The organism is Allobosea sp. AAP35, from assembly GCF_001295925.1.
GTDB lineage: Bacteria > Pseudomonadota > Alphaproteobacteria > Rhizobiales > Beijerinckiaceae > Allobosea.
The window spans coordinates 489,532-515,753 of sequence record NZ_LJHQ01000003.1 but is presented as its reverse complement, the minus strand read 5'-3'; the positions used below and the strand labels follow the sequence as shown (position 1 = coordinate 515,753).

22 protein-coding genes are annotated in these 26,222 nt (G+C 66.9%); 10 read left to right on the top strand and 12 right to left on the bottom strand.

All coding sequences use genetic code 11. From position 1 onward, the window contains the following. Positions 1–3 precede the first annotated feature (3 nt). The 3 genes from IP69_RS03485 to IP69_RS03475 form a co-directional block, all read right to left on the bottom strand. Positions 4–1,749, bottom strand: coding sequence for an ABC transporter ATP-binding protein (locus IP69_RS03485; protein WP_054141377.1), 1,746 nt, complete (start codon positions 1,747–1,749; stop codon positions 4–6). Positions 1,750–1,897: 148 nt separating this feature from the next. After that, positions 1,898–2,557, bottom strand: a complete 660-nt coding sequence (locus IP69_RS03480) for an aspartate/glutamate racemase family protein (RefSeq protein ID WP_197279639.1) — start codon at positions 2,555–2,557, stop codon at positions 1,898–1,900. A 61-nt stretch (positions 2,558–2,618) separates the two neighbouring features. Beyond that, the gene (locus tag IP69_RS03475; protein ID WP_054141376.1) at positions 2,619–3,293 is read right to left on the bottom strand and encodes a ceramidase domain-containing protein; all 675 of its coding nucleotides are present in this window, start codon (positions 3,291–3,293) and stop codon (positions 2,619–2,621) included. Between the two features lie 142 nt (positions 3,294–3,435). Between IP69_RS03475 and IP69_RS03470 the strand changes: the two genes are divergently transcribed. From IP69_RS03470 to lexA, 8 genes are all read left to right on the top strand, one after another. Next, entirely contained in the window at positions 3,436–3,720 is a 285-nt protein-coding gene (locus IP69_RS03470) for a YARHG domain-containing protein (protein ID WP_054141375.1), read from the top strand. Between the two features lie 158 nt (positions 3,721–3,878). Then, on the top strand, positions 3,879–5,390 hold the full coding sequence (locus IP69_RS03465) for an ATP-binding protein (RefSeq protein WP_054141374.1): 1,512 nt from the start codon (positions 3,879–3,881) through the stop codon (positions 5,388–5,390). A gap of 178 nt (positions 5,391–5,568) precedes the next feature. Next, the gene (locus IP69_RS03460) at positions 5,569–6,186 is read left to right on the top strand and encodes an aminodeoxychorismate/anthranilate synthase component II (protein WP_054141373.1); all 618 of its coding nucleotides are present in this window, start codon (positions 5,569–5,571) and stop codon (positions 6,184–6,186) included. Positions 6,187–6,226: 40 nt separating this feature from the next. Next, positions 6,227–7,240, top strand: a complete 1,014-nt coding sequence (trpD, locus tag IP69_RS03455; protein ID WP_054141445.1) for an anthranilate phosphoribosyltransferase — start codon at positions 6,227–6,229, stop codon at positions 7,238–7,240. A 7-nt stretch (positions 7,241–7,247) separates the two neighbouring features. Next, positions 7,248–8,060 carry an indole-3-glycerol phosphate synthase TrpC gene (gene trpC, locus IP69_RS03450; protein WP_054141372.1) on the top strand — a complete coding sequence of 271 codons (813 nt, stop codon included), beginning with the start codon at positions 7,248–7,250 and terminating at the stop codon, positions 8,058–8,060. Beyond that, positions 8,057–8,554 carry a cyclic pyranopterin monophosphate synthase MoaC gene (gene moaC / locus IP69_RS03445; RefSeq protein WP_054141371.1) on the top strand — a complete coding sequence of 166 codons (498 nt, stop codon included), beginning with the start codon at positions 8,057–8,059 and terminating at the stop codon, positions 8,552–8,554. Before trpC ends, moaC begins: the two co-directional genes overlap by 4 nt. After that, entirely contained in the window at positions 8,554–9,765 is a 1,212-nt protein-coding gene (gene glp / locus IP69_RS03440) for a gephyrin-like molybdotransferase Glp (protein ID WP_054141370.1), read from the top strand. The genes moaC and glp overlap by 1 nt, the downstream gene beginning before the upstream one ends. A gap of 121 nt (positions 9,766–9,886) precedes the next feature. Continuing rightward, positions 9,887–10,609, top strand: a complete 723-nt coding sequence (gene lexA / locus IP69_RS03435) for a transcriptional repressor LexA (protein WP_054141369.1) — start codon at positions 9,887–9,889, stop codon at positions 10,607–10,609. Here the strand turns inward: lexA and IP69_RS03430 are convergent. Continuing rightward, a complete protein-coding gene (locus IP69_RS03430) occupies positions 10,603–12,750 on the bottom strand; it encodes a ComEC/Rec2 family competence protein (protein ID WP_197279637.1) in 2,148 nt (715 codons plus the stop codon). The genes lexA and IP69_RS03430 overlap by 7 nt on opposite strands. A gap of 337 nt (positions 12,751–13,087) precedes the next feature. Between IP69_RS03430 and gltX the strand changes: the two genes are divergently transcribed. After that, positions 13,088–14,506: a glutamate--tRNA ligase gene (gltX, locus tag IP69_RS03425; protein ID WP_054141368.1), complete on the top strand. Its 1,419-nt coding sequence runs from the start codon at positions 13,088–13,090 to the stop codon at positions 14,504–14,506. Positions 14,507–14,780: 274 nt separating this feature from the next. After that, on the top strand, positions 14,781–16,070 hold the full coding sequence (gltA, locus tag IP69_RS03420) for a citrate synthase (RefSeq protein ID WP_054141367.1): 1,290 nt from the start codon (positions 14,781–14,783) through the stop codon (positions 16,068–16,070). Positions 16,071–16,289: 219 nt separating this feature from the next. Here gltA and lpxB read toward each other — a convergent pair whose 3' ends face one another. The 8 genes from lpxB to dxr form a co-directional block, all read right to left on the bottom strand. After that, on the bottom strand, positions 16,290–17,462 hold the full coding sequence (gene lpxB, locus IP69_RS03415) for a lipid-A-disaccharide synthase (protein ID WP_054141366.1): 1,173 nt from the start codon (positions 17,460–17,462) through the stop codon (positions 16,290–16,292). Further along, on the bottom strand, positions 17,459–18,298 hold the full coding sequence (lpxI, locus tag IP69_RS03410; RefSeq protein WP_156323265.1) for a UDP-2,3-diacylglucosamine diphosphatase LpxI: 840 nt from the start codon (positions 18,296–18,298) through the stop codon (positions 17,459–17,461). Before lpxI ends, lpxB begins: the two co-directional genes overlap by 4 nt. A gap of 23 nt (positions 18,299–18,321) precedes the next feature. Further along, positions 18,322–19,131, bottom strand: a complete 810-nt coding sequence (lpxA, locus tag IP69_RS03405; RefSeq protein WP_054141364.1) for an acyl-ACP--UDP-N-acetylglucosamine O-acyltransferase — start codon at positions 19,129–19,131, stop codon at positions 18,322–18,324. A 51-nt stretch (positions 19,132–19,182) separates the two neighbouring features. After that, positions 19,183–19,641, bottom strand: coding sequence for a 3-hydroxyacyl-ACP dehydratase FabZ (gene fabZ, locus IP69_RS03400; RefSeq protein ID WP_054141363.1), 459 nt, complete (start codon positions 19,639–19,641; stop codon positions 19,183–19,185). Positions 19,642–19,809: 168 nt separating this feature from the next. Beyond that, positions 19,810–20,865, bottom strand: a complete 1,056-nt coding sequence (lpxD, locus tag IP69_RS03395) for a UDP-3-O-(3-hydroxymyristoyl)glucosamine N-acyltransferase (RefSeq protein WP_054141362.1) — start codon at positions 20,863–20,865, stop codon at positions 19,810–19,812. Between the two features lie 43 nt (positions 20,866–20,908). Continuing rightward, positions 20,909–23,359, bottom strand: coding sequence for an outer membrane protein assembly factor BamA (gene bamA, locus IP69_RS03390; RefSeq protein WP_248306685.1), 2,451 nt, complete (start codon positions 23,357–23,359; stop codon positions 20,909–20,911). 505 nt (positions 23,360–23,864) lie between these two features. Then, positions 23,865–25,016, bottom strand: coding sequence for an RIP metalloprotease RseP (gene rseP / locus IP69_RS03385; protein ID WP_054141443.1), 1,152 nt, complete (start codon positions 25,014–25,016; stop codon positions 23,865–23,867). Between the two features lie 23 nt (positions 25,017–25,039). Then, positions 25,040–26,218, bottom strand: a complete 1,179-nt coding sequence (gene dxr, locus IP69_RS03380; RefSeq protein ID WP_054141360.1) for a 1-deoxy-D-xylulose-5-phosphate reductoisomerase — start codon at positions 26,216–26,218, stop codon at positions 25,040–25,042. Positions 26,219–26,222: the final 4 nt, after the last annotated feature.

Here is a 26,222-nt window from a genome sequence, read left to right as displayed (position 1 = left end):
GGCTCACTCCGCCGCCGTGCCCATCGCCAGCCGCAGCGGCGCCCCTTGAGCCTCGTGCAGCGCCTGATAGGGGCCGCCCGCCCGCACGAGATCGTCATGCCGGCCCTGTTCGGCAATGCCGGCCTGCGTCACCACCACGATCCGGTCGGCATGGCGGATGGTAGCGAGGCGATGGGCGATGACGAGCGTGGTGCGGCCCTGCGCGAGCTCGGTCAGGGATTGCTGGATCGCGGCTTCGGTCTCGGTGTCGAGCGCCGAGGTCGCCTCGTCGAGGATCAGGATCGGCGGGTTCTTCAGGAAGATGCGGGCGATGGCGAGGCGCTGCTTCTGCCCGCCGGAGAGCTTGACACCGCGCTCGCCGATGACCGTGTCGAGCCCGGCCGGCAGGTCCGCGATCATCGTCTCGAGCCTGGCGCGGCGGGCGGCTTCCGTGATCTCGTCCTCGCTCGCATCGAGACGGCCATAGGCGATGTTCTCGCGGATGGTGCCGGCGAAGAGGAAGACGTCCTGCTGGACGATGCCGATCTGGCGTCGCAGCGAGGCGAGCGTGAGCTTGCGGATGTCATGGCCGTCGACGGTGATGGCGCCGCCATCAATCTCGTAGAAGCGCGGCAACAGCGAGAGCAGCGTCGTCTTGCCGGCGCCGGAGGGCCCGACGAAGGCGACCGTCTCGCCGGCCGCAACCGACAGATCGACGCCGGCGAGGATCGGCCGGCCCGGCGCATAGCCGAAATCGACTCCGGCGAAGCGAATGTCGCCCTTCAGCGGCGGAGCTTCGATCGCGTCGGGTGCGTCGGCAATGTCGGGCTCGGTGGCGAGCAGTTCCTGGTAGCGCTGGAAGCCGGCAATGCCCTTGGGATAGGTCTCGATCACGCTCGCGATCTTGTCGAGCGGGCGGTAGAACACCCCGACCAGCAGCAGGAAGCCGACGAAGCCGCCGACGCTCAGGCTGCCCTGCACGACATAGTAGGTGCCGGCCAGCATGACCGCGAGCTGGACCATGCGCATGCCGAGATAGTTGACTGCCTGGCTGGCGGCCATGATGCGGTAGGCTTCGAGCTTGGTCGTGCGGTAGCGCTGGTTGTCGCCCGCGAAGAGCGCGCGCTCATGGGCCTCGTTGGCGAAGGCCTGGACGACGCGCATGCCGCCGATGTTCTCCTCCAGCCGCGCATTGAAGGCGCCGACCCGGCCGAACTGGATCCGCCAGTTCTGGGCCATCAGGGCGCCGTAGCGCGCGACGAGGAAGCCGGCGAGCGGCACGATCAGCGCCGTCATCAGCGCCAGTGGCGGATGAACGCTCAGCATCAGCAGGAAGGCGCCGACGAAGGTCATCACTGCGATGAACAGGTCCTCGGGACCGTGATGGGCGACCTCGCCGATTTCCTCCAGGTCCTTGGTGACGCGGCCGACGAGATGGCCGGTCTTCTGCTCGTCGTAGAAGCGGAAGGAGAGCTTCTGGAGATGGTCGAAGGCGCGCCGACGCATCTCCGTCTCGATGTTGATGCCGAGCTTGTGGCCCCAATAGGTGACGATCGCCATCAGCCCGGAATTGACGGCGTAGACGACGAGCAGCGCCAGCCCCGCCAGCATGATCAGCGGCCAGTCGCCGCGCGGCAGCAGCAGATCGACGAAAGCCTTCACCGCCATCGGAAAGCCGAGTTCGAGCAGCCCCGACAGCACGGCGCAGCCAAAATCCACCAGAAACAGGGTCCGGTGCGGCCGGTAATAGGCGAAGAACTCTTTCAGCATGGCGGCCTTCTAGAGCATGCATTGAACCGCTGCCATCCCGGACAAGCCGCGTGAGTGGCGCCGATAGGATCCATCGTAGGGCTCCGGCGCTTGACGATGGATCCCGGGGCAAGCCCGGGATGACGTCGTGCTTTGTAAGGCGCGGGCTCTACCTCACCGCGAGCGTGCCGATGGCCATCGTCACGGCGGCTTGCGTCGGGTCGATGACCGGGATGCCGAGTTCCTGCTCCAGCGGCCGGCGGTGGCGGGCCATGCCGGCGCAGCCCATGACGATGGCACCCGCCCCGTCGATCTCCTTCAGCTCGCGGCCAATCGCGATCATGCGCTCCAGCGTACGATCGCCCGCAGCGGTCTCGGCGACCGACATTTCCAGCGGCCGCTCGCCGGCGAGGCGGTCCATCAGGCCCATCTGGCGGAGATAGCGGATATGGCGCGGGATCGAGCGCGACTTGATCGCGATCACGCCGAAACGGTCGGCCCTCGCGAGCGCGGTGAGCACGCCGCTCTCGGCGATGCCGAAGACCGGGCTCGACGTGCCTTCGCGGGCGACATGGATGCCGGGGTCGGAATAGCAGGCGATGACGAAGGCATCGACGTCGTTCGCAGCCTCGATCTTGCGGCGCAAGGGGATCGTGACGCTGTCGGCATGCTCCTGCGTCTCGACGCCGAAGGGGCCCTCGGTCAGCGTCTCGCAGATGATCTCCGGACCCTCAGCATAGGAGAGCGGCAGCACCGCCTGCCGCAGCCCTTCCGTCACCGCCTCATTGGAGTTGGGGTTGATCACAAGAATGCGGGCGCGGCGGGTCATGGGGACTGGTCCGTTTCGGGGTGGGCGGCGACATGCGCAGACATCATCGTATCGTCGGCAGTCAGCGCCGACTACCAGCGTCAGGCTGGACCGGCCCCTGCAAGATTGCGGCCCTGAGCAGAAGATAGAGCACGGTCGCGTTCAGAAGATGCCAGAGCCAGTGCGTGCCCAGCGGGACAACATCGCAAAGCGGCCGGTCAAGCGTCCGGAAGGTCAGGGACAGGGCGAACACAACTCCGGCCAAGGCGATGAGCCGTGCCGTCGCGGCCTGGTCAGGCCGCTGCCATAGCAGAGCGGCGACCCCCGCCAGCCCAAGCAGAAAGGCGCCATAGCCCGCCGAGCCGCGAAGCTCTTGCGGAAGCGCTGGCGCGAGCAGACCCGACAAAGACAGCGCGAAGGCTACGAACGCGACGGTGCCAAGCCCGGTCGCGACCCATCCCAAGCCGACGAAGCGCGCCAGCGCCAGCCCGAAATAGGAGAAGGCGAAGAGCTGGATCGGCACGACATCGGCGGCCAGCGTCCAGGGCTGCGGCATCGTGTGGAACAGGAAGGAGCCGATGCCGATCGCGAAGACGAGCCCGATCAGGATCAGCGCCGGACGATCGCGGCCTCCGGCCCGCCGCCACAGCAGGAAGGCGGCAAAGGCGGCGATCAGAAAGGCACCGTTGGTCACCGCATTCCATGGCTCGTCCCAAAGATGATCGCCGATCCGTTCGCAATAGGCATAAGCGCGCATGGTGCCAGCCTCCTCGGAAGGAGCCTATCGCCGCCGCACGACTTTCGCGCGACGCGTTCAAGCCCCTACGATGCGACTTGCTGGGCCGCGCTGCCTCGCGCAGATTGCGGTGCATCGGGTCGGCGGCGTCGGGAGATAGGTCATGCGGTACACGCTGATGGTCGGGATCGCATCGCTGGGGACACTCATCGGTATCGCCGCCTTGCCCGCGCCGGTGCGAGCCGAGACCTGCGACGATCTCTGGTACGCCCGCAACGAGATCTACAAGGCGCAAGGGTACTGCTTCCGGACGCGGCGGGGCATCGACGCCTTCGGCAATGCCGGCTGCAGCTATGACAATGCCGAGGACGTGCCGCTGTCGAGCAGCCAGCGCCGGACCATTGCCGATATCCAGCGCGAGGAACGGGCCCGCCGCTGCCCGCGCTGAAACGCCGCCGGCAATTGTTGTGGACGCCGAAACCGGTTTTCGCCGCATCTGCGAGATGGCGTGCTAGAAGCGCCGTCCGCGACGCGCCCCTTCGCCCTCGATCGGGGGCTGGGGCCTCGTGACATAACCGCATCTCCGTTGGGACGCACGATCACGGCATGACGACGGCCATCGACATGGGCTTGAGCAGGAGCGGCGAACCGGCGCTGCTCGACCTTGCCGAGTTGCTGGCGACGCGGCTTCTGGTCCAGGGCAATTCCGGCTCCGGCAAATCGCATCTGCTGCGGCGCCTGCTCGAACAGAGCGCGCCGCTGGTGCAGCAAGCGGTGATCGACCCGGAGGGCGATTTCGTCTCGCTTGCCGACCAGTTCGGCCATGTCGTGGTCGATGCGCAATGCGGTGAGGCCGAGTTGCAAAGGGTGGCACTGCGGGTGCGCCAGCATCGCGTCTCGGTCGTGCTCAATCTCGAAAACCTCGAAGCCGACGAGCAATTGCGGGCGGTGGCGGCCTTCCTCGGCGGGCTGTTCGACGTCGATCGCTCGCTGTGGTTCCCGATGCTGATCGTCGTCGACGAGGCGCAACTCTTTGCCCCCGTGATGGCGGGCGAGGCCTCCGACGAGGCGCGACGGCTCTCGCTCGGGGCGATGACCAATCTGATGTGCCGGGGTCGCAAGCGCGGGCTCGCCGGTGTCATCGCGACGCAGCGGCTGGCCAAGCTCGCGAAGAACGTCGCGGCGGAAGCCTCCAATTTTTTGATGGGGCGCACCTTCCTCGACATCGACATGGCGCGCGCCGCCGATCTGCTGGGCATGGACCGCAAACAGGCCGAGATGTTCCGCGATCTCGAACGCGGGCAGTTCGTCGCGCTCGGCCCGGCCCTGTCGAAGCGGCCGCTGCCGCTGCGGATCGGGCCTGCGACCTCGGTCGATCGCGGCGGCGCGCCGGGTCTGATGCCGCTGCCCGAGCAGGTGCCGGAAGAGGCCGGCAAGTTGATCTTCACGGCCGGAGCCGACGAGGTGATCCCGCTCGCCCGCGTGCCGCGCCCGGCGCCGCGCCCACGGCCGGCCGTTCACGAGACGCTGCGGCAGATCGAAGCCTATCGCCCGACACCCGCACCGGAGCCCGAACCCGAAATCCCGATGGAGCCGGCCGAGCGCGAGGCGATCATGACTGAAATCCTGCGCGAGCTGATGGCCGACCCCGAGGCGCGTTCGCGTCAGGTCGCGGTGCTCTACCAGGATTTCACCGTGCGCTGCCGGATGCGGCGGCTCGGCCGGACGCATTTGAGCCTGGACGAGTTCCGCCGCCGGCTCGCCGTGGCCAAGGCAGGAGCCAGCGACGAGGTCATCGACTCGCCGGGCTGGCAGGCGGCGGTCGAGGCCTCGCTTGCCCTGCCCGACGATCTGCACGGGCTCTTCCTGTTCATCGCGCGCGCTGCGCTGGAAGGCGCGCCCTGCCCCAGCGATGCGGAGCTCGCCCGCGTCTATGGCAGCCATTCGCCGAGCCGTGCACGGCGGCTGATCGCCTATATCGAGGAGCGCGGCCTGCTCGTCTGCCATGTCGATTTCCGCGGCCAGCGCACGCTCGCTTTGCCGACGCTGGGCATCGAGACTGCGCCGGGCCAGGGCTCGGTGCGAACCGCCGGGATGCCGCGCGGGGCAAGAGGCTGAGGGCGGGCGGGCTCGTCATGCTCGGGCTCGACCCGAGCATTTCCGGCGAGAGATTCTCGGGTCTACGCTGCGCTGCGCCCGAGAATGACGGCTATGGTCATTCGGCGCGCCCCGCAAACTTGACCTCCCCGCCCCCAACCGTGCATGACCGGAACCCAAAATCCATGGTCTCACGCCGATGCGCATCCTGCTGATCGACAACTACGACAGCTTCACTTGGAACCTGGTCCACCTGATCGGCGGGCTGGGGGCGCAGGTCGATGTGCGCAGGAACGATGCATTGAGCGTCGACGAAGCGCTTAGCGACGATCACGATGCGATCGTGCTGTCGCCCGGCCCCTGCACACCCAACGAGGCCGGCATCTGCCTCGATCTCGTGCGCGAGGGCGCGGACAGCAAGCCGATCTTCGGCGTCTGTCTCGGGCTGCAGGCGATCGGCCAGGTCTTCGGCGGCGATGTCGTGCGGGCGCCCGTGCCGATGCACGGCAAGGTCTCCCCGATCGAGCACAGGGCGCGGGGGCTGTTCCGCGGCATCAACGGCCCGCTGCAGGCGACGCGCTACCACTCGCTGATCGTCGCCCGGGAGACCTGCCCGGCTGAGCTGGAGATCGAGGCGGAGACGTCGGACGGCCTGATCATGGCGCTGTCGCATCGCAGCCTGCCGGTGCATGGCGTGCAGTTCCACCCCGAAAGCATCGCCTCCGAGCACGGCGCCACGATCCTGCAGAATTTCCTGGATCTGGCGCAGCGATGGCAGCGCGAGCATGAGCCGGCCGCCCTGGCCGGCGCCGTCTGATCCCGATACGCCCTTCAAGTCGCTGCTGCACAGAGTTCCCATGGACGATTTCAAGCCCTTCATCGCCAAGGTCGCGACCGGTGCCTCGCTGTCGCGGGACGAGGCGCGCGACGCCTTCGACACGATCCTCTCGGGCGGCGTCACCAATGCGCAGGCAGCCGCCTTCCTGATGGCGCTGCGCGTGCGCGGCGAGACCACCGAGGAGATCAGCGGCGCGGTCGGCGCGATGCGCGGCAAGATGCTGACGGTGAAGGCGCCGACTGAGGCCATCGACATTGTCGGAACCGGCGGCGATGCCTCGGGCTCCTACAATGTCTCGACCCTGGCTGCGATCATCACGGCGGCATGTGGCGTGCCGGTCGCCAAGCATGGCAACCGGGCGGCGTCGTCGAAATCGGGGGCGGCGGACGTGTTGATGGCGCTCGGTGTCAAGGTCGGGCTCGATCCGGCAGCAACAGAGCGTTGCATCGCGCAGGCCGGCGTCGGCTTCATGTTCGCGCCGACGCATCACGCCTCGATGCGCCATGTCGCGCCGGTGCGCGTCGAGCTCGGCACACGCACCATCTTCAACCTGCTCGGCCCGTTGTCCAACCCGGCCGGGGTGAAGAAACAGCTCATCGGCGCCTTCTCGGAGACCTGGCTGGAGCCGATGGTCAAGGTGCTGGCGAGCCTCGGATCGACCCGCATCTGGGCCGTGCATGGTTCTGATGGCCTCGACGAGATCACCACGACGGGGCCGACGCGGGTGGTCTCGCTCGATGGCGGCAAGATCGAGAGCTTCACGATCGCGCCCGAGGATGTCGGTCTGGCCAGAGCCAAGCCCGAAGACCTTCGCGGCGGCGAGCCGGCCCAGAACGCAGCCGCGCTGCGTGCGGTGCTCGATGGCGAAAAGACCGCCTTCCGCGACATCGCGGCCTTCAATGCCGCAGCGGCGCTTGTCGTCGCCGGACAGGCGGGTGACCTGCGCGATGGGTTCGCGCGTGCCCAGGCAGCGCTCGCTTCCGGCAAAGCCAAGGCGACGCTGGCTTCGCTTGTCGCGAGCTCGAACGCATGAGGCGGCCATGAGCGACATCCTCGCCAAGATCGAGGCCTATAAACGCCGCGAGATCGCAGCCGCCAAGCAGGCTGTACCCTTTGGCCTGATCGAGAGCCGGGCACGGTCAGCGGCCAAACCGCGCGGCTTTGCCGAGGCGCTGAGCGCCAAGCTGGCTCAGGGCCAGCCCGCGCTGATCGCCGAGATCAAGAAGGCCAGCCCCTCGAAAGGCCTGATCCGGGCCGATTTCGATCCGCCGGCGCTGGGCCGGGCCTATGCGGCCGGCGGGGCTGCCTGCCTGTCCGTCCTCACCGACGGACCCTCCTTCCAGGGCCAGCCGGAATTCCTGCAGCAGGCGCGCGCAGCCTCGGGACTGCCGACCCTGCGCAAGGATTTCCTCTACGACCGCTACCAGGTCTTCGAGGCCCGGGCCTGGGGCGCGGACTGCATCCTGATCATCATGGCCGCCGTCGACGATGCGACCGCGCATGAACTCGAAGAGACCGCGATCGGGCTCGGCATGGATGTGCTGGTCGAGGTCCATGACGAGGCCGAACTCGACCGGGCGCTCGCGCTGAAAAGCCGCCTGCTCGGCATCAACAACCGCGATCTGCGCGATTTCAACGTCGATCTCGCCGTGACGGAGCGGCTCGCCGCGCGTGTTCCACCTGAGCGAATCGTCATCAGCGAGAGCGGCATCTTCACCCCGGACGACATCGGCCGGCTCAACCGCGTCGGCGTCGGCACCTTTCTCGTCGGCGAGAGCCTGATGCGCCAGGCCGATGTCGCGGCCGCGACGCGCGAACTCCTGGCGCCCGCGACGCAGGACAGCGCCCCATGAGCGCGCTCAGCCATCTCGATGCGCGCGGCCAGGCCCATATGGTTGATGTCGGCGACAAGGCCGAGACCTCGCGCACGGCCATCGCCGAGGGCTGCGTGGTGATGCAGGCGCAGACGCTGGCGATCGTGCGCGATGGCGACGCCAAGAAGGGCGATGTGCTCGGCACGGCGCGGCTTGCCGGCATCATGGCCGCCAAGCGCAGCCATGAATTGATCCCGCTCTGCCATCCGCTGCTGATCACCAAAGTCGCCGTCGATCTGGAGATCGACGCGGCGCTGCCGGGCATCCGGGTGCGCGCCGAAGTCAAGGTGAAGGGGCAGACCGGCGTCGAAATGGAGGCGCTCACCGCCGTCAGCGTCGCCTGCCTGACCGTCTACGACATGGTCAAGGCCGCCGATCGCGGCATGCGGATCGAGGGCATCCGGCTCGTCCATAAATCGGGCGGGAAGTCCGGCACGTTCGAGGCTGACATGGCTGAGATGGGCTCCGCCTGATGGCGCTGACACCGGTTCCGATCGCGCTCAAGGCGCTGCTCGACAGCGTGCCGGGCCCGACCCCCATCGAGATGCTCTCGCTGGCGCATTGCGCCTGGCGCGTGCTCGGAGCCGATGTCGCGGCGCTGCGGACGCAGCCGCCCTTCGCCAATTCGGCGATGGACGGCTATGCGGTGCGGGCGGACGACCTCACCCCCGGCACGGCGCTGCGGGTGATCGGAGAATCCGCCGCGGGACGTTCCTTCGGGGGCACGCTGTCTCCCGGCGAGGCGGTGCGGATTTTCACCGGCGCGCCGATCCCTGATGGTGCCGACACGATCCTGATCCAGGAAAATGCCGATGGCGTCGGCGAGGCTGAGATTCGCGTGCGCGAAGGCGCGCCGAAGGGCAAGTTCATCCGCAAAGCCGGGCTCGATTTCAGCACGGGCGATGTGCTCCTGCCCGCCGGACGGGCTCTCGACAGCGCCGCGCTGGGCCTCGCCGCAGCAGCCGGGCATCCGCTTCTGCCGGTACGGCGCAAGCCGCTTGTCGCGATCCTAGCCACCGGCGACGAACTGGTTTCGCCCGGCGAAACCGTCGGCCCCGACCAAATCGTCGCCTCGAACAGCTTTTCGCTCGCGGCGCTGGTCGAGCAGGCCGGCGCCACCGCCCTCGATCTCGGCATCGCGCGCGACGACCATGCCGACCTCGCCGCCCGGATTGCGCAGGCGCGGGATGCGGGCGCGGATGTGCTGATCACGCTTGGCGGCGCCTCCGTCGGTGCGCACGACCTGGTGCAGGAGGCGCTGACGCGGGCCGGCATGGCGCTGGGTTTCTGGAAAATCGCGATGCGGCCGGGCAAGCCGATGATGACCGGCCGGCTCGGCGCCATGGTCGCGGTGGGGCTGCCGGGCAATCCCGTCTCCTCGATCGTCTGCGGCCATCTGTTCGTCGTGCCGCTGATCGAGGCGCTGCTCGGCATCCCCATGCCGGCACGCGACCGCAGCGAGCCGGGTATCCTCGGCCGCGACATGCCGGCCAATGACGAGCGCGAGGATTACCTGCGCTCCGACCTCGCTTTGACCGAGGCCGGCTGGGAGGCGACACCGTTCGAGCGGCAGGATTCCTCGATGCTCGGCCTGCTGGCGCGCGCGCAGGCGCTCGCCATCCGCCCTGCCTTCGCGCCGCCGGCTCGCAAGGGCGATCCGTGCCGGTTCATCCGCCTGCGCTAGTACCTGGAGGGTGTCGTTCGGCAAGCGTGCGCTTGCGGAACACAACACGAACAGGTATGATGTTCGTGATTTGTTTCGAATCTGCTGGTCATGGCGGATTCCACCAGCGCCGGCGGGGACCATGCTGACACGCAAACAGTTCGAACTGCTTCGTTTCATTCAGGAGCGCCTGCGCGAAAGCGGCGTCCCCCCCTCCTTCGACGAGATGAAGGATGCGCTCGATCTCAAGTCGAAATCGGGCATCCACCGGCTGATCATGGCGCTGGAGGAGCGCGGCTTCATCCGCCGGCTGCCGAACCGCGCCCGTGCGCTGGAGGTGATCAAACTGCCCGACGGTATCGGCGCCGGTAGCCAGCCCCCGGCTCGGCGCTTCAACCCGTCGATCGTTCAGGGCGGGCTGGGCAAGGATGGCATGGCCACCAAGCCCAGACCGGTCGACTCGGCGCCCGATGACGGGCGCGGCAGCATTTCGATTCCTGTGATGGGCCGGATCGCCGCCGGTACGCCGATCTCAGCGATCCAGAGCCGCAGCCACAGCGTTGCGCTCCCGGCAGACATGCTGGGAGCCGGCGAGCATTTCGCGCTCGAGGTGCGCGGTGATTCCATGGTCGATGCGGGTATTCTCGACGGCGATACGGTGGTGATCCGACGCCAGGACGTCGCCAATACCGGCGACATCATCGTCGCTCTGATCGACGATGAGGAGGCGACCCTGAAGCGCCTGCGCAAGCGCGGCTCCTCGATCGCGCTGGAAGCGGCCAACCCTGCCTATGAAACCCGTGTTCTTGGCCCCGACCGGGTCAAGATCCAGGGCCGGCTGGTCAATTTGATGCGGCGCTACTGAAGCGGCTCCGGGCCTGGCCCGTCGTCGGAGGGCGATGTCACCGCTGCGGCCGGCCGAGACGATGGCGATAGCGGGGGGGCGCTCTGGCGGGTCCAGGGACGGTTACCGCCGGCCTGCTCGGCCGCGTGGCTTCGCCAGCCTTCGGCTCGGGCGACGAGGGCGGTGGCGCCGTCGCGGCCCAGTGCCGTGCGGTCGATCAGGGGGGCCTTGCAGGGCGCGGTCCATGGGATCGGCGTCACCACCAGATCGGCACGCCGGCAATCCTCGATGATGGCGAGCCGTTCGCGGGCATAGGCGACGTTGCGACCGTCTTTCGTCCTGATCACGCAGCCCTGCGCGTCGCAGGCCGCGCCCTGGCGCAAGGACGCGTCGTCTGGGTTGCGGCTGTCGCCATCGGCGGTCAGCCACTGTTGCAGCACGAAACGGCTGGGCTTGCCGGCCACCACCAGCAAGCCGTCGCGTCCGCGCACCGCGATGCCGGAACCGTCCCGCTCGATCTGGATCTCGGGGCGTTCGGGCTTGGCCGCGATCATGACACCGCCGATCAGCGGCAGGATGGCGAGCAGACGCAGCTTGGTGGTCCAAAGCGTCGCCCACAGCAGCGAGGCTGCAAAGCATGACAGGGCGGCAGGACCGAAGGCGGCGATGACCACTGTCGAGTGGTCGATCCCTGCGACCCAGTGTGCGAGTTGCAGAACCACATGCGACGCCAAGCCCATCAGCCACCACGCCGGAGCGTCGAGGCCGAACGGATAGGCCAGCACCCCGAACACCGCCGCCGGCATGACGAAAAGCGAGACGAAGGGCAGCGCCAGCGCGTTTCCGAGTAGGCCGAACGGGTTGAAGGTCTGGAAATGATAGGCGCCGAAGGGCGCGGTCGCCGCGGTCGCCAGCAATGTGGTGACGATGATGCCGGTGACCGCGATCCAGAGCGGACGCAGCGGCCAGGGCAGTGCGGAGGGCGGCTGCGCCCGGCTGCGCTCCTCCCAACGCTCGGCGAAAGCGATCAGCGCCGCCACCGCGCCAAACGACATCTGGAAGCTCGGTCCCAGCAGCGCCTCGGGCTCGCGCAGCAGCACGATGATCGCCGCGAGCGCGAGATTGCGCATGCTCAGCGCCGGGCGGTCGACCAGGATCGCGCCCAGCATCACCAGCGTCATGATCAAGGACCGGACGGTTGCGACCTCGGCACCGGAGAACACGCAATAGGCGGTCGCGCCGGCCATGGCAGCGAGCGCCGCGATCTTCTTGATCGGGAAGCCCAGGGCCAGGGTGCGCGACAGCGCCAAAACCGCCCGCACCAGCCAGAAGATCGTGCCCGCCGCGAGCACCATGTGGAGCCCAGAGATCGAAACGATGTGATAGATGCCGGCGGCGCGAAGGTCGGCATTGGTGGTCTCGGTAATCAGGCCGCGCTTGCCGGTGACGAGAGCGGCTGCCATCGCACCGGCCTGCCCGCCGCCGATCTCCGCGATGCGGCGGGTCAGGGCATTGCGAGCACGATCAACGGTCGCCGCAAGGCTCAATTGCGGCGGAGGCGGATGAGGCGGCGGCGTCAGCGCGATCTTGCCGGGAATGCTGCCGACCGCACCAAGGCCGCGAAAAAAGGCGTCGCGGCCGAAATCATAGCCGCCGGGCCGCGCTGGTCCCGGCGGCGGCAGCAGACGCGCCACCGCCGCGATGTGATCGCCCGGCGAGACGGTTCCGCTGCGCACATTCACCCGCACGCGCCGCGGCCAGGCTGCCGGCTCCAATCCGGCGATGCCGGTCACCAGGATGACGAGGCGCGCGCCGGCGTCACGGGCTTCGACAGCTTCAACGAAGCCAGTGAGCAAGCCGATGCGGGGGCGATCGAGCATCGGCGACGCAACCGTCGCGGTGCGCCAGGTTGCAGCGGCGAAACCCACGAATGCGGCGCAGAGGCCCAGGCAGACCATGAGCGCGATCCGGCGTCGTCGCAGCGCGAAGGCTGCGCCTGCGGCCAGCGCCAGGCCGCTCAAGGGCGCCGCGAGCGCAGGTTCGCTGTCGGCCGCGAAGTAAAGCAGGATGCCGGCCCCCATCAGCACGGGCAGCCAGAGAAACAGCCGGCGGCGCTCGGCTTCGCGCGACAATGCGCCGAACAGGCGGGCGCGCCATGCCATCAGCGTCAGTTCAACGCCGGGGCGACCGCGTACGACGTCGGGCAGGCGCCATGGCAGGACGCCGGCGCGTGTCCCGCGCGGGCTTGCTGGACTGCACTGTCCTGGCGGCGCCGGCTGCATCGACCGCTCCCCAACCCGTGCTCGGCTGCGATGGTGCGGGGCTGCGATCTGGCCCTTAACGCAGGCGGCAAGGGCATGTTACAGGGGCGGCGCCGGATGTCACTTCGCGCCCTCGTGTGGTCTGGCGTCCGGCTCGCCTTGCGTTCCGGTCTCCCGCCCGCCCATCTGTCCTGATCGCTGGGCCGCCCCCTTAGCCCAGCCGGAGTCTTAGCCTTTCATGAGCGATGCCGTCGTCACGCGCTTTGCGCCCTCGCCCACCGGCTTTCTGCATATCGGCGGCGCGCGAACGGCGCTGTTCAACTGGCTCTATGCCCGTCGCCATGGCGGCAAGATGCTGCTGCGCATCGAGGACACCGACCGCGAGCGTTCGACGGAGCCGGCAATCGCCGCCATCCTCGATGGTCTCGCCTGGCTCGGCCTCGATTGGGACGGCGACACGGTCTACCAGTTCGCCCGCGCCGAGCGACATCGCGAGGTCGCGCAGCAGATGCTCGACAGCGGCCATGCCTATCGCTGCTTTGCGACGCCGGCCGAGCTCGACGAGATGCGCGAGCAGGCCAAGGCAGCGGGAAAGCCGATGAAATATGACGGCCGCTGGCGCGACCGCGACCCAGCGACCGCGCCAGAGGGCGTCAAGCCGGTGATCCGGCTGCGCGCGCAGCAGACCGGCGAGACCGTCGTCGAGGATCAGGTCCAGGGCCGCGTCGTCTGGCAAAACGAGAATCTCGACGACCTCGTGCTGCTGCGCTCCGACGGCAACCCGACCTATATGCTGGCCGTCGTGGTCGATGACCACGACATGGGCGTCACTCACGTCATTCGTGGCGACGACCATCTCACCAATGCCGCGCGCCAGACCCAGATCTACCAGGCAATGGGCTGGGCCGTGCCGAGCATGTCGCATATCCCGCTGATTCACGGGCCCGACGGCGCCAAGCTCTCGAAACGTCATGGCGCGCTCGGCGTCGATGCCTATCGGGCCATGGGCTATCTGCCGGTGGCGCTGCGCAATTATCTGCTGCGGCTGGGCTGGAGCCATGGCGACCAGGAGATCTTCTCGACCGACGAGATGATCGCACTGTTCGATCTGTCCTCGATCGGCCGTTCGGCGGCGCGCTTCGACTATGCCAAGCTCGAGAGCCTGAACGGGCTCTACATGCGCCAGTCGGACGACGCCGACCTGCTTGCGGCGCTGAAGGTGATCCTGCCCGAGATCGGTCCCGCGCGGGGCGTACCGGCCACCCTCTCTCCCGAACTGGAAGAGCGGTTCCTGGCCGCGATGCCGGGGCTGAAGGAGCGGGCAAAGACGCTCGTCGAGCTGCTCGACAGCGCCTATTACCTCTATGCGGCGCGCCCGCTGCAGCTCGACGCCAAGGCTTCAGCCCTGCTCGACGAGGCCGGAAAGCAGCGCCTGCCCGGGCTTTCGGACAAGCTTTCGGCGGTGGCCGAGTGGTCGGTCGCGGCGCTCGAGGCGGCGGTGCGGGCCTTTGCCGAAGAGCACGGCCTCAAGCTCGGACAAGCGGCGCAGCCCTTGCGCGCCGCCCTGACGGGGCGGGCGATGTCGCCTGGGCTTTTCGACGTCATGGCGGTTCTCGGACGAGAGGAAACGCTTGCGCGCCTCTCCGACCAGCAGTGAGCAAGACGAAGTGCCGACCCACTTTCGGCTCGGTTGAACACCCTCTGCAAATGGTCTAGGACGCGACGTGCGGCTGCTCCGGCGAAGGCAGGAGCAGGCACAAATATGCTTGAATATCAGTCGGATGAAGCGTTTCTCCTGTCTGGTGGCCCTCGAACCGACACGACCCTGTCATCTCGGTTCGCTCTTACGACGGTAAGGCCCCATGGACCATGATGGACGGGCGCGGCGCGACGACGACTGACCAGCAGCGAGCCTGAAAGGATCGGCATCGATGAGCGGAACCACAAGCCAGCTTCAGATCGACGGCAAGACCGTCGACATGGCGATCAAGACGGGTTCGATCGGCCCGTCCGTCATCGACATCGCCAAGCTCTATGCCCAGACAGGCATGTTCACCTATGACCCCGGCTTCACCTCGACGGCGAGCTGTGAGTCGCAGATCACCTATATCGACGGCGATGAGGGCGTGCTGCTCTATCGCGGCTATCCGATCGAGCAACTCGCCGAGCATGGCGACTTCCTCGAGACCTGCTATCTGCTGCTGGAAGGCGAGTTGCCGACGGCGGTGCAGAAGGCCGATTTCGACTATCGCGTGACGCGCCACACCATGGTGCACGAGCAGATGGCCCGCTTCTTCCAGGGCTTCCGCCGCGACGCGCATCCGATGGCGGTCATGGTCGGCTCGATCGGCGCGATGTCGGCCTTCTATCACGACTCGACCGATATCTCGGACCCGTATCAGCGCATGGTCGCCTCGATGCGGATGATCGCCAAGATGCCGACGCTGGCGGCGATGGCCTATAAGTACACCGTTGGCCAGCCCTTCGTGTATCCGCTGAACTCGCTCGACTACACCTCGAACTTCCTGCGGATGTGCTTTGCGGTGCCGGCCGAGGAGTACAAGGTCAACCCGGTGCTGTCGCGCGCGCTCGACCGGATCTTCATCCTGCACGCCGACCATGAGCAGAACGCCTCGACCTCGACGGTTCGTCTCGCCGGCTCGTCGGGGGCCAACCCCTTCGCCTGCATCGCGGCCGGCACGGCCTGCCTCTGGGGCCCTGCCCATGGCGGCGCCAATGAGGCCGCGCTGAAGATGCTCGAGGAGATCGGCTCGGTCGACAACATCCCGAAATACATCGCCAAGGCGAAGGACAAGAACGATCCCTTCCGCCTGATGGGCTTCGGTCACCGGGTCTACAAGAACTACGATCCGCGCGCCAAGATCATGCAGAAGACCACGCATGAGGTGCTCAACGAGCTCGGAATCAAGGATGACCCGCTGCTGGATGTCGCGATGGAGCTCGAGCGCATCGCGCTGTCGGACAGCTATTTCATCGAGAAAAAGCTTTACCCGAACATCGATTTCTATTCCGGCATTACCCTGAAGGCGATGGGCTTCCCGACCTCGATGTTCACCGCGCTGTTTGCGCTGGCGCGCACCGTCGGCTGGATCGCGCAGTGGAAGGAAATGATCGAGGATCCGTCCCAGCGCATCGGCCGTCCGCGCCAGCTCTACACCGGCGCGCCGCAGCGCGAATACACCCCGATCGGCCGCCGCTAAGGCCGCCATCGCCATCTGCCTGCCAATCAGGGCGCGACGGCTTACCGTCGCGCCCTGATTGTTTCGCATGATTGATATGATTGCCGACGATGACGGCACAATCGCCGACGCTAAGGTATCGCCAAACTTCCCAGTGGTTCCCGATCGCCAAGGCGTCTGGCGCGGCGGTCGAGTAAGGCGCGTTCGCACAGGACGCTAATACTGCGAAGGCCGGCCGCTCTATCGCGACCGGTGCTCGACCAGGGCCAGCGCGGCTTCGACCGCATTGGCCGCGGGGCTGGCACCTGCCGTTTTCATGATCGTCTCGACTTCGCCGAAGCCATCGAGCTGGCTTTGGCGGGCCGGTCCGTTTGCCAGCACCGCCAGGAGTTCGCGGCTCAGCGCGTCCGGCGTCGCATCGTCCTGGATGAATTCGGGGACGACGCTACGGCCGAGAATGAGATTGGGCAGTATCACGCTCGGCAGCTTGATCAGGCGCCTGGCGATCGCCGCCTCCCAGCCCGCGCCGCGATAGGCCGCAACGGTCGGCACCTGCGCCAGAGCGAGTTCGAGCGTCACCGTGCCCGACGCTGCCAGAGCTGCACGCGCGGTCCGAAACGCCGCCAGTTTGCCGGCCTCGCCGACGACGATGTCGGGCTTGACGGCCCAGGATGACGTTGCCTGCGCAATGTCATCCTTGAGATGCGCGACCGCCGGAAGCACGAAGCGCGTGCCCGGCCTCGCTGCCGCGATCCGCGAAACCGCATCGCCGAAAGCCGGCATCAGATGGCGGATCTCCGAACGGCGGCTGCCGGGCAGGACCAGCACCAGCGGCGACGCATCATCGTTCCGAATCGCGGTTTCGACCGCGGTGGGCCTGAGTTCAGCCAGCCGTTCGATCAGGGGGTGGCCGACATAGGTGGTGCCTGGCCCGTGCAAGCGCTCCAGAGCCGCCGGCTCGAAGGGCAGCAATGCCAGGATGCGGTCGACATAGGGTGCCATGCGGCGTGCACGCCCTGAACGCCAGGCCCAGACGCTGGGGCAAACCCAGTGCGCGATCGGAATGTCGGGCGCCCGGGCACGCACCTTCCTGGCGACACGCAAGCAGAAGTCGGGCGCATCGACCGTCAGCAGCAGATCGGGCGCGAAGGCCACGACGCCACGGGCGGCATCCTCCATGCGGCGCAGCAGCAGCGGGAGGCGCGCGATCACGGGACCAAACCCCATCACGGCAATATCGGCCTGGGCAAACAGCGGGACCAGCCCCGCCGCGATCAGATCCTCGCCGCCGACGCCGGTGATGAGGAGCGGCCGGTCGCCAAGTCGCTGGCGGAGGTTTTCGATGAAACGAAGCGCCAGCGCATCGCCCGAAGCCTCGCCCGCGATCACCGCAAGACGGAATGGCGCGCTCATGCGCCGACCCCCTCGACGAAGAGGCCGGCCTGATCGGCGTGTCTCCCCAGGGCAGCCGCATCGCCAACCAGCACGCGTCCGGCGCACAGGCCGATTCCAGAGAGGCCAGCGGCGGCCACGTTGCGCAGGGTTTGAGGACCGATCGCCGGCATGTCGACGCGCAGATCCTGGCCGTCCTTGGGCGCCTTGACCAGCACGCCGTCGCCCTTGGCGATACGCAACCGCCCGGAGGCGACGAGGTCGGCGACGCGTCTGATCATGGCATCGGTGCCTTCCGCCGCCTCGATGGCGATGACGCGATGGTCCGCGAGGATCGCCGCCTGGCCGACGTCGAAGGGCGACAGCGCAGCGAGAAGCTCAAACCCCCGCGCGATCAGTGCCTTCTGCTCCGTCGATGCCGTCTTTCGACCGAGTGCGCCGATCGGAGCCGCCATATCGGGCGCGATATCGGCCGGTCCATGGACGGTGAAGCCCTGCCCTTCGAAAAAGGAAACCACGCCTCGCAGAAGATGATCGTCGCCGCCCCGAAAGGCGCGGGCAAAATGCGGGAGGTACCGAAGCGTCGAGGCTTCCGGGCGCAGGGCAGCGAAGCTCGGGCGCGGGAGGCTGCCGATCAAGACCATGTCGGTAACCGCGCGGCCCCTCAGATCCTCGAGCAGGCGGCCCAACTGGCCCAGTCGATAGCTCTGCAGATCGACTGAGCCGAAGGCCGCCGGATCGGCGGCGCCATCCAGGGCCGCCACGAAGACCGTTCGGCCGCGCTGGGCTGCGACCGCTGCGAGACGAAGCGGAAACTCTCCCGCGCCTGCGATGATCGCCAGCGGCCCGCGCGTCATCGGCGCTGCTGTCTTGTCAGCGCTCACCGATCCGGCGCGTTGACGTCATGGGGAACGCAGATCGCGCGTTCGCCGCCGACGCGGATGAAGTCGAGGATCTCGTGGATCAGCGGATGCGAGGCGAATTCGCTGGCGACGTCCTCGACGCGCTCCGACAAGGTGCCCTCATCGGCGAACAGCAGACGATAGGCCCGGCGCAGTTCATGGATCTGCTCGCGCGTGAAGCCGCGCCGACGCAAGCCCACGAGATTGAGCCCGGCGAGATGGGCCGGGTTGTCGCGCACCATGCCGAAGGGGATGACGTCGTGCATCACGCCCGCGCCGCCGCCGATGAAGGCATGGTCGCCGACGCGGATGAACTGGTGCAGGCCGGTGCCGCCACCGACGATGACGAAATTGCCGACCTTCACATGGCCGGCACACATGACGTTATTGGAGAAGATGACGTTGTCGCCGATCGAGGTGTCATGCGCGACATGGGAGTTCGCCAGGAAGAAGCAGCGGTCGCCGACCGTGGTCTTCATCCCGCCGCCCTCGGTGCCAGGGTTCATCGTCACGCCTTCGCGGATCAGGCAATCGACCCCGATCGTCAGCGTCGAGGGTTCGCCCTTGTATTTCACATCCTGCGGCGGATGGCCGATGGAGGCGAAAGGGTAGATCTTCGTGCGCGCGCCGACCGTCGTACGGCCCGCCACGGCGACATGGCTGACAAGTTCCACACCCTCGGCGAGCACGACATCGGGGCCGACCGTGCAGAACGGGCCGATGCTGACGCCCTCGCCGATGCGCGCGCCGGGATCGACGACCGATAGCGGATGAATGCTGGAACTCATGACAGGAAGCTCAACGGACAGGTTGTCGTCATCTGGCAGTGCGTCATCGGCTCAAACGACCATCGCCGAGAGATCCGCTTCCGCGACGAGCGTGCCGTCGACGCGGGCCTCGCCGCGGTAGAACCAGATGTTGCGCTTGCGCGCGATCTTGGTGAGGTGAAAGCGCAGCGTGTCGCCCGGCACGACGGGTTTACGGAACTTGGCCTTGTCGATCGTCGTGAACAGCACGCTGCTGACGGCCGGATCGGCCTCGCCGCGCGAGCTGACCACGAGCACGCCGGCTGTCTGCGCCATCGCCTCGATCATCAGCACGCCCGGGAAAACCGGACGGCCCGGGAAATGGCCGGTGAATTGCGGCTCGTTGATCGTGACGTTCTTGATGCCGACCCCGGACTCATCGCCGTTGATCTCGACAACGCGATCAACGAGCAGAAACGGGTAGCGATGCGGAATGCAGGCCATGATCTTCTGGATATCGGCCACACCCAGGGCCGTCGTCGCCTCGGTCATCTTGTCCTGCCTCCCGTGCGAGACGTCCCTGCGTTCGCATCATCGATGTCGTGTCTTAGTCATCTCCTCGCGCGGGGCCAACTGTTTCGGCAGCCTGCCGTCGAAGATCGACGTCGTCGCGGCACAAACTTGCCGCATGGACGGGTGAATCAGGAGAGCGGGCCCGCTTCAGCCTTCGGTTCGGCCTTTGCCGCGGTTGGCGACCAGGGACCTCAGCAGGGCGCTCTCGCGTGCCCAGGTCAGGGCCGGCTGTGCCGGATAACCGCCGTATTTCGCGCCGCGCGGAACATCGCCGGCGACGCCGCTCTGCGCCGCCACCTGCGCGCCCATGCCGACGGTGAGATGCCCGGCCAGGCCGACCTGCCCGCCGAGCACGACGAAGTCTTCCAATGTCGTCGAACCGGCGATGCCGACCTGCGAAACGATGACGCAATGGCGCCCGATGACGACGTTGTGGCCGATCTGGACGAGGTTATCGATCTTCGTCCCTTCGCCGATCACGGTGTCGCGGCTGGCGCCGCGATCGATGCAGGTGTTGGCACCGATCTCGACATCGTCCTGGATGATGACCCGGCCGATCTGCGGCACCTTCATATGGCCGCGCGGGCTCATGGCGAAGCCGAAACCGTCCTGACCGATGCGCACGCCTGGGTGGATGATGACGCGATTGCCGATCAGGGTTGCCTGGAGCGTACAGCCAGGCCCAATCGAACAGTTGCGGCCGATTCGGACCTGGGGGCCAATGACGGCATGCGCGGCGACGATGGTGCCCGAACCGATCTCGGCGCCAGGCCCGATGACGGCGCCGGGATCGACCGTCACTCCGGCTTCGAGCACCGCCGTCGCGTGAACGAAGGCCCCTGGCGCCACACCTTGCGATGCGAAGGCCGAGCCCGGCCTCAAAGCAGAGGGGAAGAAGCGGGCCAGCACCTTGGCGAAGGCATGATAAGGCGCCGGCGACACAAGAGCGGTCGTACCCGCAGGGACTCGCTCGGCAAAACGCGACGAGACCAGGCACAGCCCCGCCCCGGTCGCAGCCAGCGCGTCGGTATATTTGGGGTTGTCCATGTAGGCGACATCGCCCGGGCCAGCATTCTCGAGCGCGGCGGCGCCGGTGAGCGGACGCGAGGGATCGACCCCCTCCGGCAGGGTGGCACCCGAAATAGCAGCGACCTCGCCGAAATCAAGCGAGGTCGCGATCGGAAAAAAGAGGGGTTCTGACATTGAATGAAGGTCCGGAGCGGGGCGCGGATCGCGCCCCGCCGCGTCAGAAGCGGGTGCCGCCGGAGAAGCGGAAGGCCTGCAGGCGATCGCCGCCGTACTTGCCGCTAACTGCCTGACCGTTGACGATGGCCGTGCCCCACTGGCCGTCATCTTTCGACAAAGCGTAGGCGTAATCAAAGCGAATCGGACCGAGTGGCGACTGCCAGAGCAGGCTGACGCCAACGGAAGAGCGGATGACATTCTTGTCGCGGACGCAGGCCACGTTCGTCTGGGCCGTCTGGCCCGGCGATAGAGCAACGTTGAACTGACGACCCGACGAACCGGCCGGGCACGCGCTGGCCACCGCCGTACCACCGTCATAGTTGAACAGCGTACCAGCATCGGCGAAGACCGCACCGCGCAGACCGAGATCACGCGGCAGACCCCAGATCGGGAACTGCACCTCGAGCGAACCGCCGAAATAGCTGGTGCCGCCGAGCGCGTTCGCGGTCGGATCGTTCAAGACGTCGCGCGGGCCGATACCGGACGGCGCGAAGCCGCGCACCAGGGTCGGTCCGAGGAAGTAGTGGTCGATCATGCGCAGATCACCGCTAGTGGCCTGCACGTGACCACCCTGCAACCGGGCGAAACCGACGACATCGTCGAAGATCTCTTTGTAATAACGACCATCAGCCGAGATACGCAGGAACTTCGAGTCGCCGCCGAGACCCGCGAATTCGGGCTTGATCTCACCAATGAAGCCGTTGCGCGGGTTCTGGTTGCTGTCGAGCGAATTGTAGTTGAAGCCGAGGCCGACCAGCGAGGTCAGCGTCGTGCCCGCCGCTTCCTTGACCGCGATCGTCGCCTCGCCGTTGGTCAAGCAGTTGATGCTCGTGCTCGCACCCAACGCACCGGGCGTACCCGGCGTGATCCCACCGATCGGAACACTACAGTCGTTGTAGGGCCGATCAACTGAATTGGGGATCTCGATTTCGGTCGAGTAGATCGAGTAGCGCGGCGTGATCGAGAATTCTTCCGTGATCGGGAAGGTCAGACGAACCGTACCGCCGGTAACGCGGCTTTCAAAACGACCGGTGTTGTAGTTGTCACTGAACTTCGAGAACAGATCGAAGCCCGCCGCAATGCGACGACCGAGGAAATACGGCTCGGTGAAAGAGAAATCGACGCCCTGGGTGCGCTGGCCCAGCGTGCCGGCGATGCGGACGAACTGGCCACGACCGAGGAAGTTCGATTCGGCCAGCGCGACTTCGCCGATCACGCCGTCGGAGGTCGAGTAACCACCCGAGATCGAGAACGAACCGGTGGCCTTGTCCTCGACATCGATGTTGACCACGACGCGATCGGGCGCGGAGCCGGGCTCGTTGGTGATCCGGACCTTGTTGAAGAAACCGAGATTGTTCAGGCGGCGCTCGGCGCGATCGACGAACACCTTGTTGTAGGCATCGCCTTCACCAAGATCGAGTTCGCGGCGGACAACGTAATCGCGCGTGCGGGTGTTGCCGCGCACATTGATGCGTTCGACATAAACCCGCGGGCCTTCGTCGACGACATAGGTGATACCGATCAGGCGACCCGCCGAGTCCCGGTCGCCGCGCGGCCGGACCTGAGCGAAGGGATGGCCGCGACGCGACACCTCGGTGGTGAGATTGACCAGCGACTTCTCGACCGCCTCAGCATTGTAGGTGTCGCCGGCGGAGGTGACGACATAGCTCTGGAGGGCAGCGGAATCGATCTCGCGCAGGGTCGAATCGACCGCGACGTTGCCGACCTTGTATTGCGGGCCTTCGCTGACGGCGACATCAATGACCCAGCCGCCCGCGCTCTCGTCGAAGCGCGCGGTATTGTTCACGATCTGGAAATCGGCATAGCCGTTCTTGAGATAAAAGCGCCGAACCAGCTCAAGATCAGCGGCGATGCGGTCGGGATCATAGACGTCGGAGGTCTTGATCCAGCTGAGGAAGTTCGACTCGGTCGAGCTCATCAAACCGCGCAGGCGGCCATCGGAATAGATCTGGTTGCCTTCGAAATTGATCGACTTGATGCCGGTCTTGCCGCTCTCGTTGATCGTGAAGACGACGTCCGAGCGACCGTTGGGCAGCGGCGCCATGCGGCCGCTGACCGAGGACAGGCCGTAACCTGCACGACGGTAGACCTCTCTCAAGCGCGCAACGTCGGCATCGATCAGCGCCTGGCTCATCGGACCGCCGGCCTTCGACTGGACCTGCTGGAGCAGAACCTCGCTCTTCAGACGACGGTTGCCCTCGAAGGCGACGCGGTTGATCGAGTCGCTCTCCTGAACGGAGATGACGGTCTGGGAGCCACGGCGGCTCACCTGGACATTCGTGAACAGCCCGGTGGCGAGAAGACTGTCGCGAATCTCCTGCGGGCCACCCTGCCCCGACGCATAGGAGCGGATCGTCTCCGCATCGACGCGCCTGTTGCCCTGGACAATCACGGCCTGCGCGAACACCACGCCACCGCTAACGGCCAACATAAAGGCCGAAAGTCCGACTGATCGAGAGAGCCGCATTCTGAAGGACCGGCTCTTTTGGGTCGACGTCATCGGGTCGCCTATTCCATTTCTCAGGTCACCACCCCAGATACGGGGGCAGCCACCAGACAGGGGGCCGCACGGGGACATTGCAGTCCAATCGCTTCTACAAAGTTTCCCGCAGGGTGCAAACCGGCATTGTCGTTAACAAATTATTTTTAAGCCCCTCGTTGCCATGAGGCCACGCGTGCTGCCGTGATTTTGCCGCAAACTGACACGGAAACGCCAGTTCCCGTGGCTCGCGCTGGGCAAAACATCGTGTGATGTGAACCATGACAAGGCGACTGCGAAGCGTCGAAACCGCCGCAATCCGTTAACACTGCGCTACCCAAGGCCTGGCGGCGAAAGCCGCTGAACACGGGTGGCGACCGCCGGTCTTTGCGCTTGTCAGGGTGTCGTCGCCTGCGCATGCAACATGGCGCGCGACGAACCCGCCGGCCGCGCGGTGCTAGAGCAGTGAGCGGACGTGGACGAGGTCGTTCCAGGTCACAAAGAGCATCAGCATGAGCACAAGGCCGAGGCCGAGCTTGAAGCCGATCTCCTGGGCGCGCTCGCTCAACGGCCGGCCGCGCAGCGCCTCGAGGGCGTAGAACATCAGATGCCCACCATCCAGCATCGGGACCGGGAACAGATTCATCAGCCCGATCGAGACCGACAGGATCGCGGCCAGGTTCAACAAACCCAGCAACCCGCCATTCGAGGCGACGAGGCCGGACACCTGCGCGATCCGAATCGGGCCCGAAAGCTGGTCAACCGACTCCCGGCCGCTGACGAGTTTGGCGAGATAGTCATAGGTGCGTTCGACGACGAACCAGGTTTCGGTCACGCCGAGCTTGGCCGATTCGACCAGGCCGAATTGCTGGGTCGTCCAGTCGCTGGCCTGACGCGAAGCCTGCACGCCCAGGACGCCGATGCGCTGCTTGCCCACCGGTGTGCTTTGTTCGACGAGCGCCGGCGTCACCGGCAACGTCACCATGGCACCGGCGCGATCGACCACCATCGAGAGCGTCTCGTTGGGTCGTGTCGAAATCGCACGCTGCATATCGGCAAAGCTGCCGATCGGGCGGCCGTCGATCGATACGACGAGGTCGCCAGAGAGCAGCCCGGCGCGTTCGGCCGCGCTGCCGGCCACGACCTGATCGACCCGCGGCGTCAGGACCGGCTTGCCGAAGACGTAGACAGACGCAGCGAAAATGAAGATGGCCAGCAGGAAATTGGCAATCGGCCCAGCTGCGACGATCGCGGCCCGCTCGCCGATGGACTGCGCGGGAAACGACCGCTCGCGCTGCTGGGCCGTCATCGTCTCGATCTCGGCAGAATCAGTTCCAGCCGAGGCCGCGTCGGCATCGCCGGAGAATTTGACGTAGCCGCCCAGCGGCACCAGGGCGAAGCGCCAGCGCGTGCCGTGCTTGTCGTTGAAGCCGAAGAGCTCGCGGCCGAAGCCGATCGAGAACACCTTGACATCGACGCCGCACCAGCGCGCGACGAGGAAATGGCCGAGTTCGTGGACGAACACGACGATCGTCAGCACAAAGAGGAACGGCAGAAGGTAGCCCAGCATGAACGCGCCGGCGTTCCAGAGTGTCGCCACGAAATCCATCATCATCTCCAGGTCCGCCGGCCTTAGGTGACAGCGAAGGGCGCTCGCGACAAGAGCGCCCGCGCGCGGTTTCTCGCCTCATGGTCAATGGCGAGGGCGGCCTCGACATCGACGGGAGCGGCAGAGTCATGCCCTGGGCCGGCACAGACGGCTTCGACCAGGGCCGCAATGCCGGGAAAAGCGATGCGCCCTTCGAGAAAGGCCGCGACCGCGACCTCGTTGGCCGCATTGAGGATGGCCGGCATGGCGCCGCCGGCAGCCAGCGCCGCGATGGCGAGGCCGAGCGCCGGGAAGCGCACAAGATCAGGCCGCTCGAAGGTCAGCGGCGCGGTCATCGCCAGATCGAGGAAGCGAGCGGGCGGTGCATCGAGCCTGCCGTCGATGCCGAGACAATGGGCGGCGGCGACGCGCATGTCCGGCAAGGCCAGGCCGGCGCTGACCGAGCCGTCGCGAAAGGTGACGAGGCCGTGGACGATCTGCTGGGGATGAACCAGCACCTCAAGTTGCTCGGGCGCCAGACCGAACAGGAAGCAGGCCTCGATCAGTTCGAGCCCCTTGTTCATCATGCTGGCGGAGTCGATCGTGATCTTGGCGCCCATCGCGTAATTGGGGTGCGCCAGCGCCTGCTCCGGCCGCGCCTGGGCGATCTGCGCCGCGCTCCAGGTCCGGAACGGGCCGCCCGATGCAGTCAGCGTCATGCTGCGGATGGCGGAGATCGGTTCGGCGCCCAGCACCTGAAACAGCGCATTGTGTTCGGAGTCGAGCGGCAGGATTCGCGCGCCGACAGCGAGGGCCCGGGCCATGACGGCGGCGCCGGCGCAGACGAGGCTCTCCTTGTTGGCCAGCGCGACGACGCGACCTGGCGTCAGCGCGGCGAAGGTCGCCTCCAGCCCGGCGGCGCCTGAAATCGCGCTGACGACGATGTCGCTGTCGATCGCCACCGCGTCGAGCACGGCCGAACGCCCCGCCCCCGATGCGATCCCGGTGCCAGAAAGCGCGGCGGCCAGCGCCGGTCCCGCCGTCGCATCGGCCAAGGCGGCAAAACGGGCTCCGGTCTCGACCGCGACCCGCGCCAGCCCTGCCGCATCGCGCCCCGCGACCACCGCGCCGATGCGCAGGCGCTCGGGATTCTCCGTGACGATGTCGCGGGTCGATTTGCCGATGGAGCCGGTCGCTCCCAGAAGCGTGACGGTGCGAAGCATGCGC

Bases quoted from the DNA above. Each gene is read 5' to 3' on its own strand.
- IP69_RS03480 (WP_197279639.1), bottom strand. From the start codon at position 2,557: ATGACCCGCCGCGCCCGCATTCTTGTGATCAACCCCAACTCCAATGAG.
- rseP (WP_054141443.1), bottom strand. From the start codon at position 25,016: ATGGATTTCGTGGCGACACTCTGGAACGCCGGCGCGTTCATGCTGGGC.
- trpC (WP_054141372.1), top strand. From the start codon at position 7,248: ATGAGCGACATCCTCGCCAAGATCGAGGCCTATAAACGCCGCGAGATC.
- IP69_RS03465 (WP_054141374.1), top strand. From the start codon at position 3,879: ATGACGACGGCCATCGACATGGGCTTGAGCAGGAGCGGCGAACCGGCG.
- glp (WP_054141370.1), top strand. From the start codon at position 8,554: ATGGCGCTGACACCGGTTCCGATCGCGCTCAAGGCGCTGCTCGACAGC.
- gltA (WP_054141367.1), top strand. From the start codon at position 14,781: ATGAGCGGAACCACAAGCCAGCTTCAGATCGACGGCAAGACCGTCGAC.
- lpxB (WP_054141366.1), bottom strand. From the start codon at position 17,462: ATGAGCGCGCCATTCCGTCTTGCGGTGATCGCGGGCGAGGCTTCGGGC.
- IP69_RS03430 (WP_197279637.1), bottom strand. From the start codon at position 12,750: ATGGCATGGCGCGCCCGCCTGTTCGGCGCATTGTCGCGCGAAGCCGAG.
- bamA (WP_248306685.1), bottom strand. From the start codon at position 23,359: ATGTTGGCCGTTAGCGGTGGCGTGGTGTTCGCGCAGGCCGTGATTGTC.
- IP69_RS03460 (WP_054141373.1), top strand. From the start codon at position 5,569: ATGCGCATCCTGCTGATCGACAACTACGACAGCTTCACTTGGAACCTG.
- lpxD (WP_054141362.1), bottom strand. From the start codon at position 20,865: ATGTCAGAACCCCTCTTTTTTCCGATCGCGACCTCGCTTGATTTCGGC.
- trpD (WP_054141445.1), top strand. From the start codon at position 6,227: ATGGACGATTTCAAGCCCTTCATCGCCAAGGTCGCGACCGGTGCCTCG.
- IP69_RS03470 (WP_054141375.1), top strand. From the start codon at position 3,436: ATGCGGTACACGCTGATGGTCGGGATCGCATCGCTGGGGACACTCATC.
- lpxI (WP_156323265.1), bottom strand. From the start codon at position 18,298: ATGACGCGCGGGCCGCTGGCGATCATCGCAGGCGCGGGAGAGTTTCCG.
- lexA (WP_054141369.1), top strand. From the start codon at position 9,887: ATGCTGACACGCAAACAGTTCGAACTGCTTCGTTTCATTCAGGAGCGC.
- gltX (WP_054141368.1), top strand. From the start codon at position 13,088: ATGAGCGATGCCGTCGTCACGCGCTTTGCGCCCTCGCCCACCGGCTTT.
- lpxA (WP_054141364.1), bottom strand. From the start codon at position 19,131: ATGAGTTCCAGCATTCATCCGCTATCGGTCGTCGATCCCGGCGCGCGC.
- IP69_RS03475 (WP_054141376.1), bottom strand. From the start codon at position 3,293: ATGCGCGCTTATGCCTATTGCGAACGGATCGGCGATCATCTTTGGGAC.
- IP69_RS03485 (WP_054141377.1), bottom strand. From the start codon at position 1,749: ATGCTGAAAGAGTTCTTCGCCTATTACCGGCCGCACCGGACCCTGTTT.
- dxr (WP_054141360.1), bottom strand. From the start codon at position 26,218: ATGCTTCGCACCGTCACGCTTCTGGGAGCGACCGGCTCCATCGGCAAA.
- fabZ (WP_054141363.1), bottom strand. From the start codon at position 19,641: ATGACCGAGGCGACGACGGCCCTGGGTGTGGCCGATATCCAGAAGATC.
- moaC (WP_054141371.1), top strand. From the start codon at position 8,057: ATGAGCGCGCTCAGCCATCTCGATGCGCGCGGCCAGGCCCATATGGTT.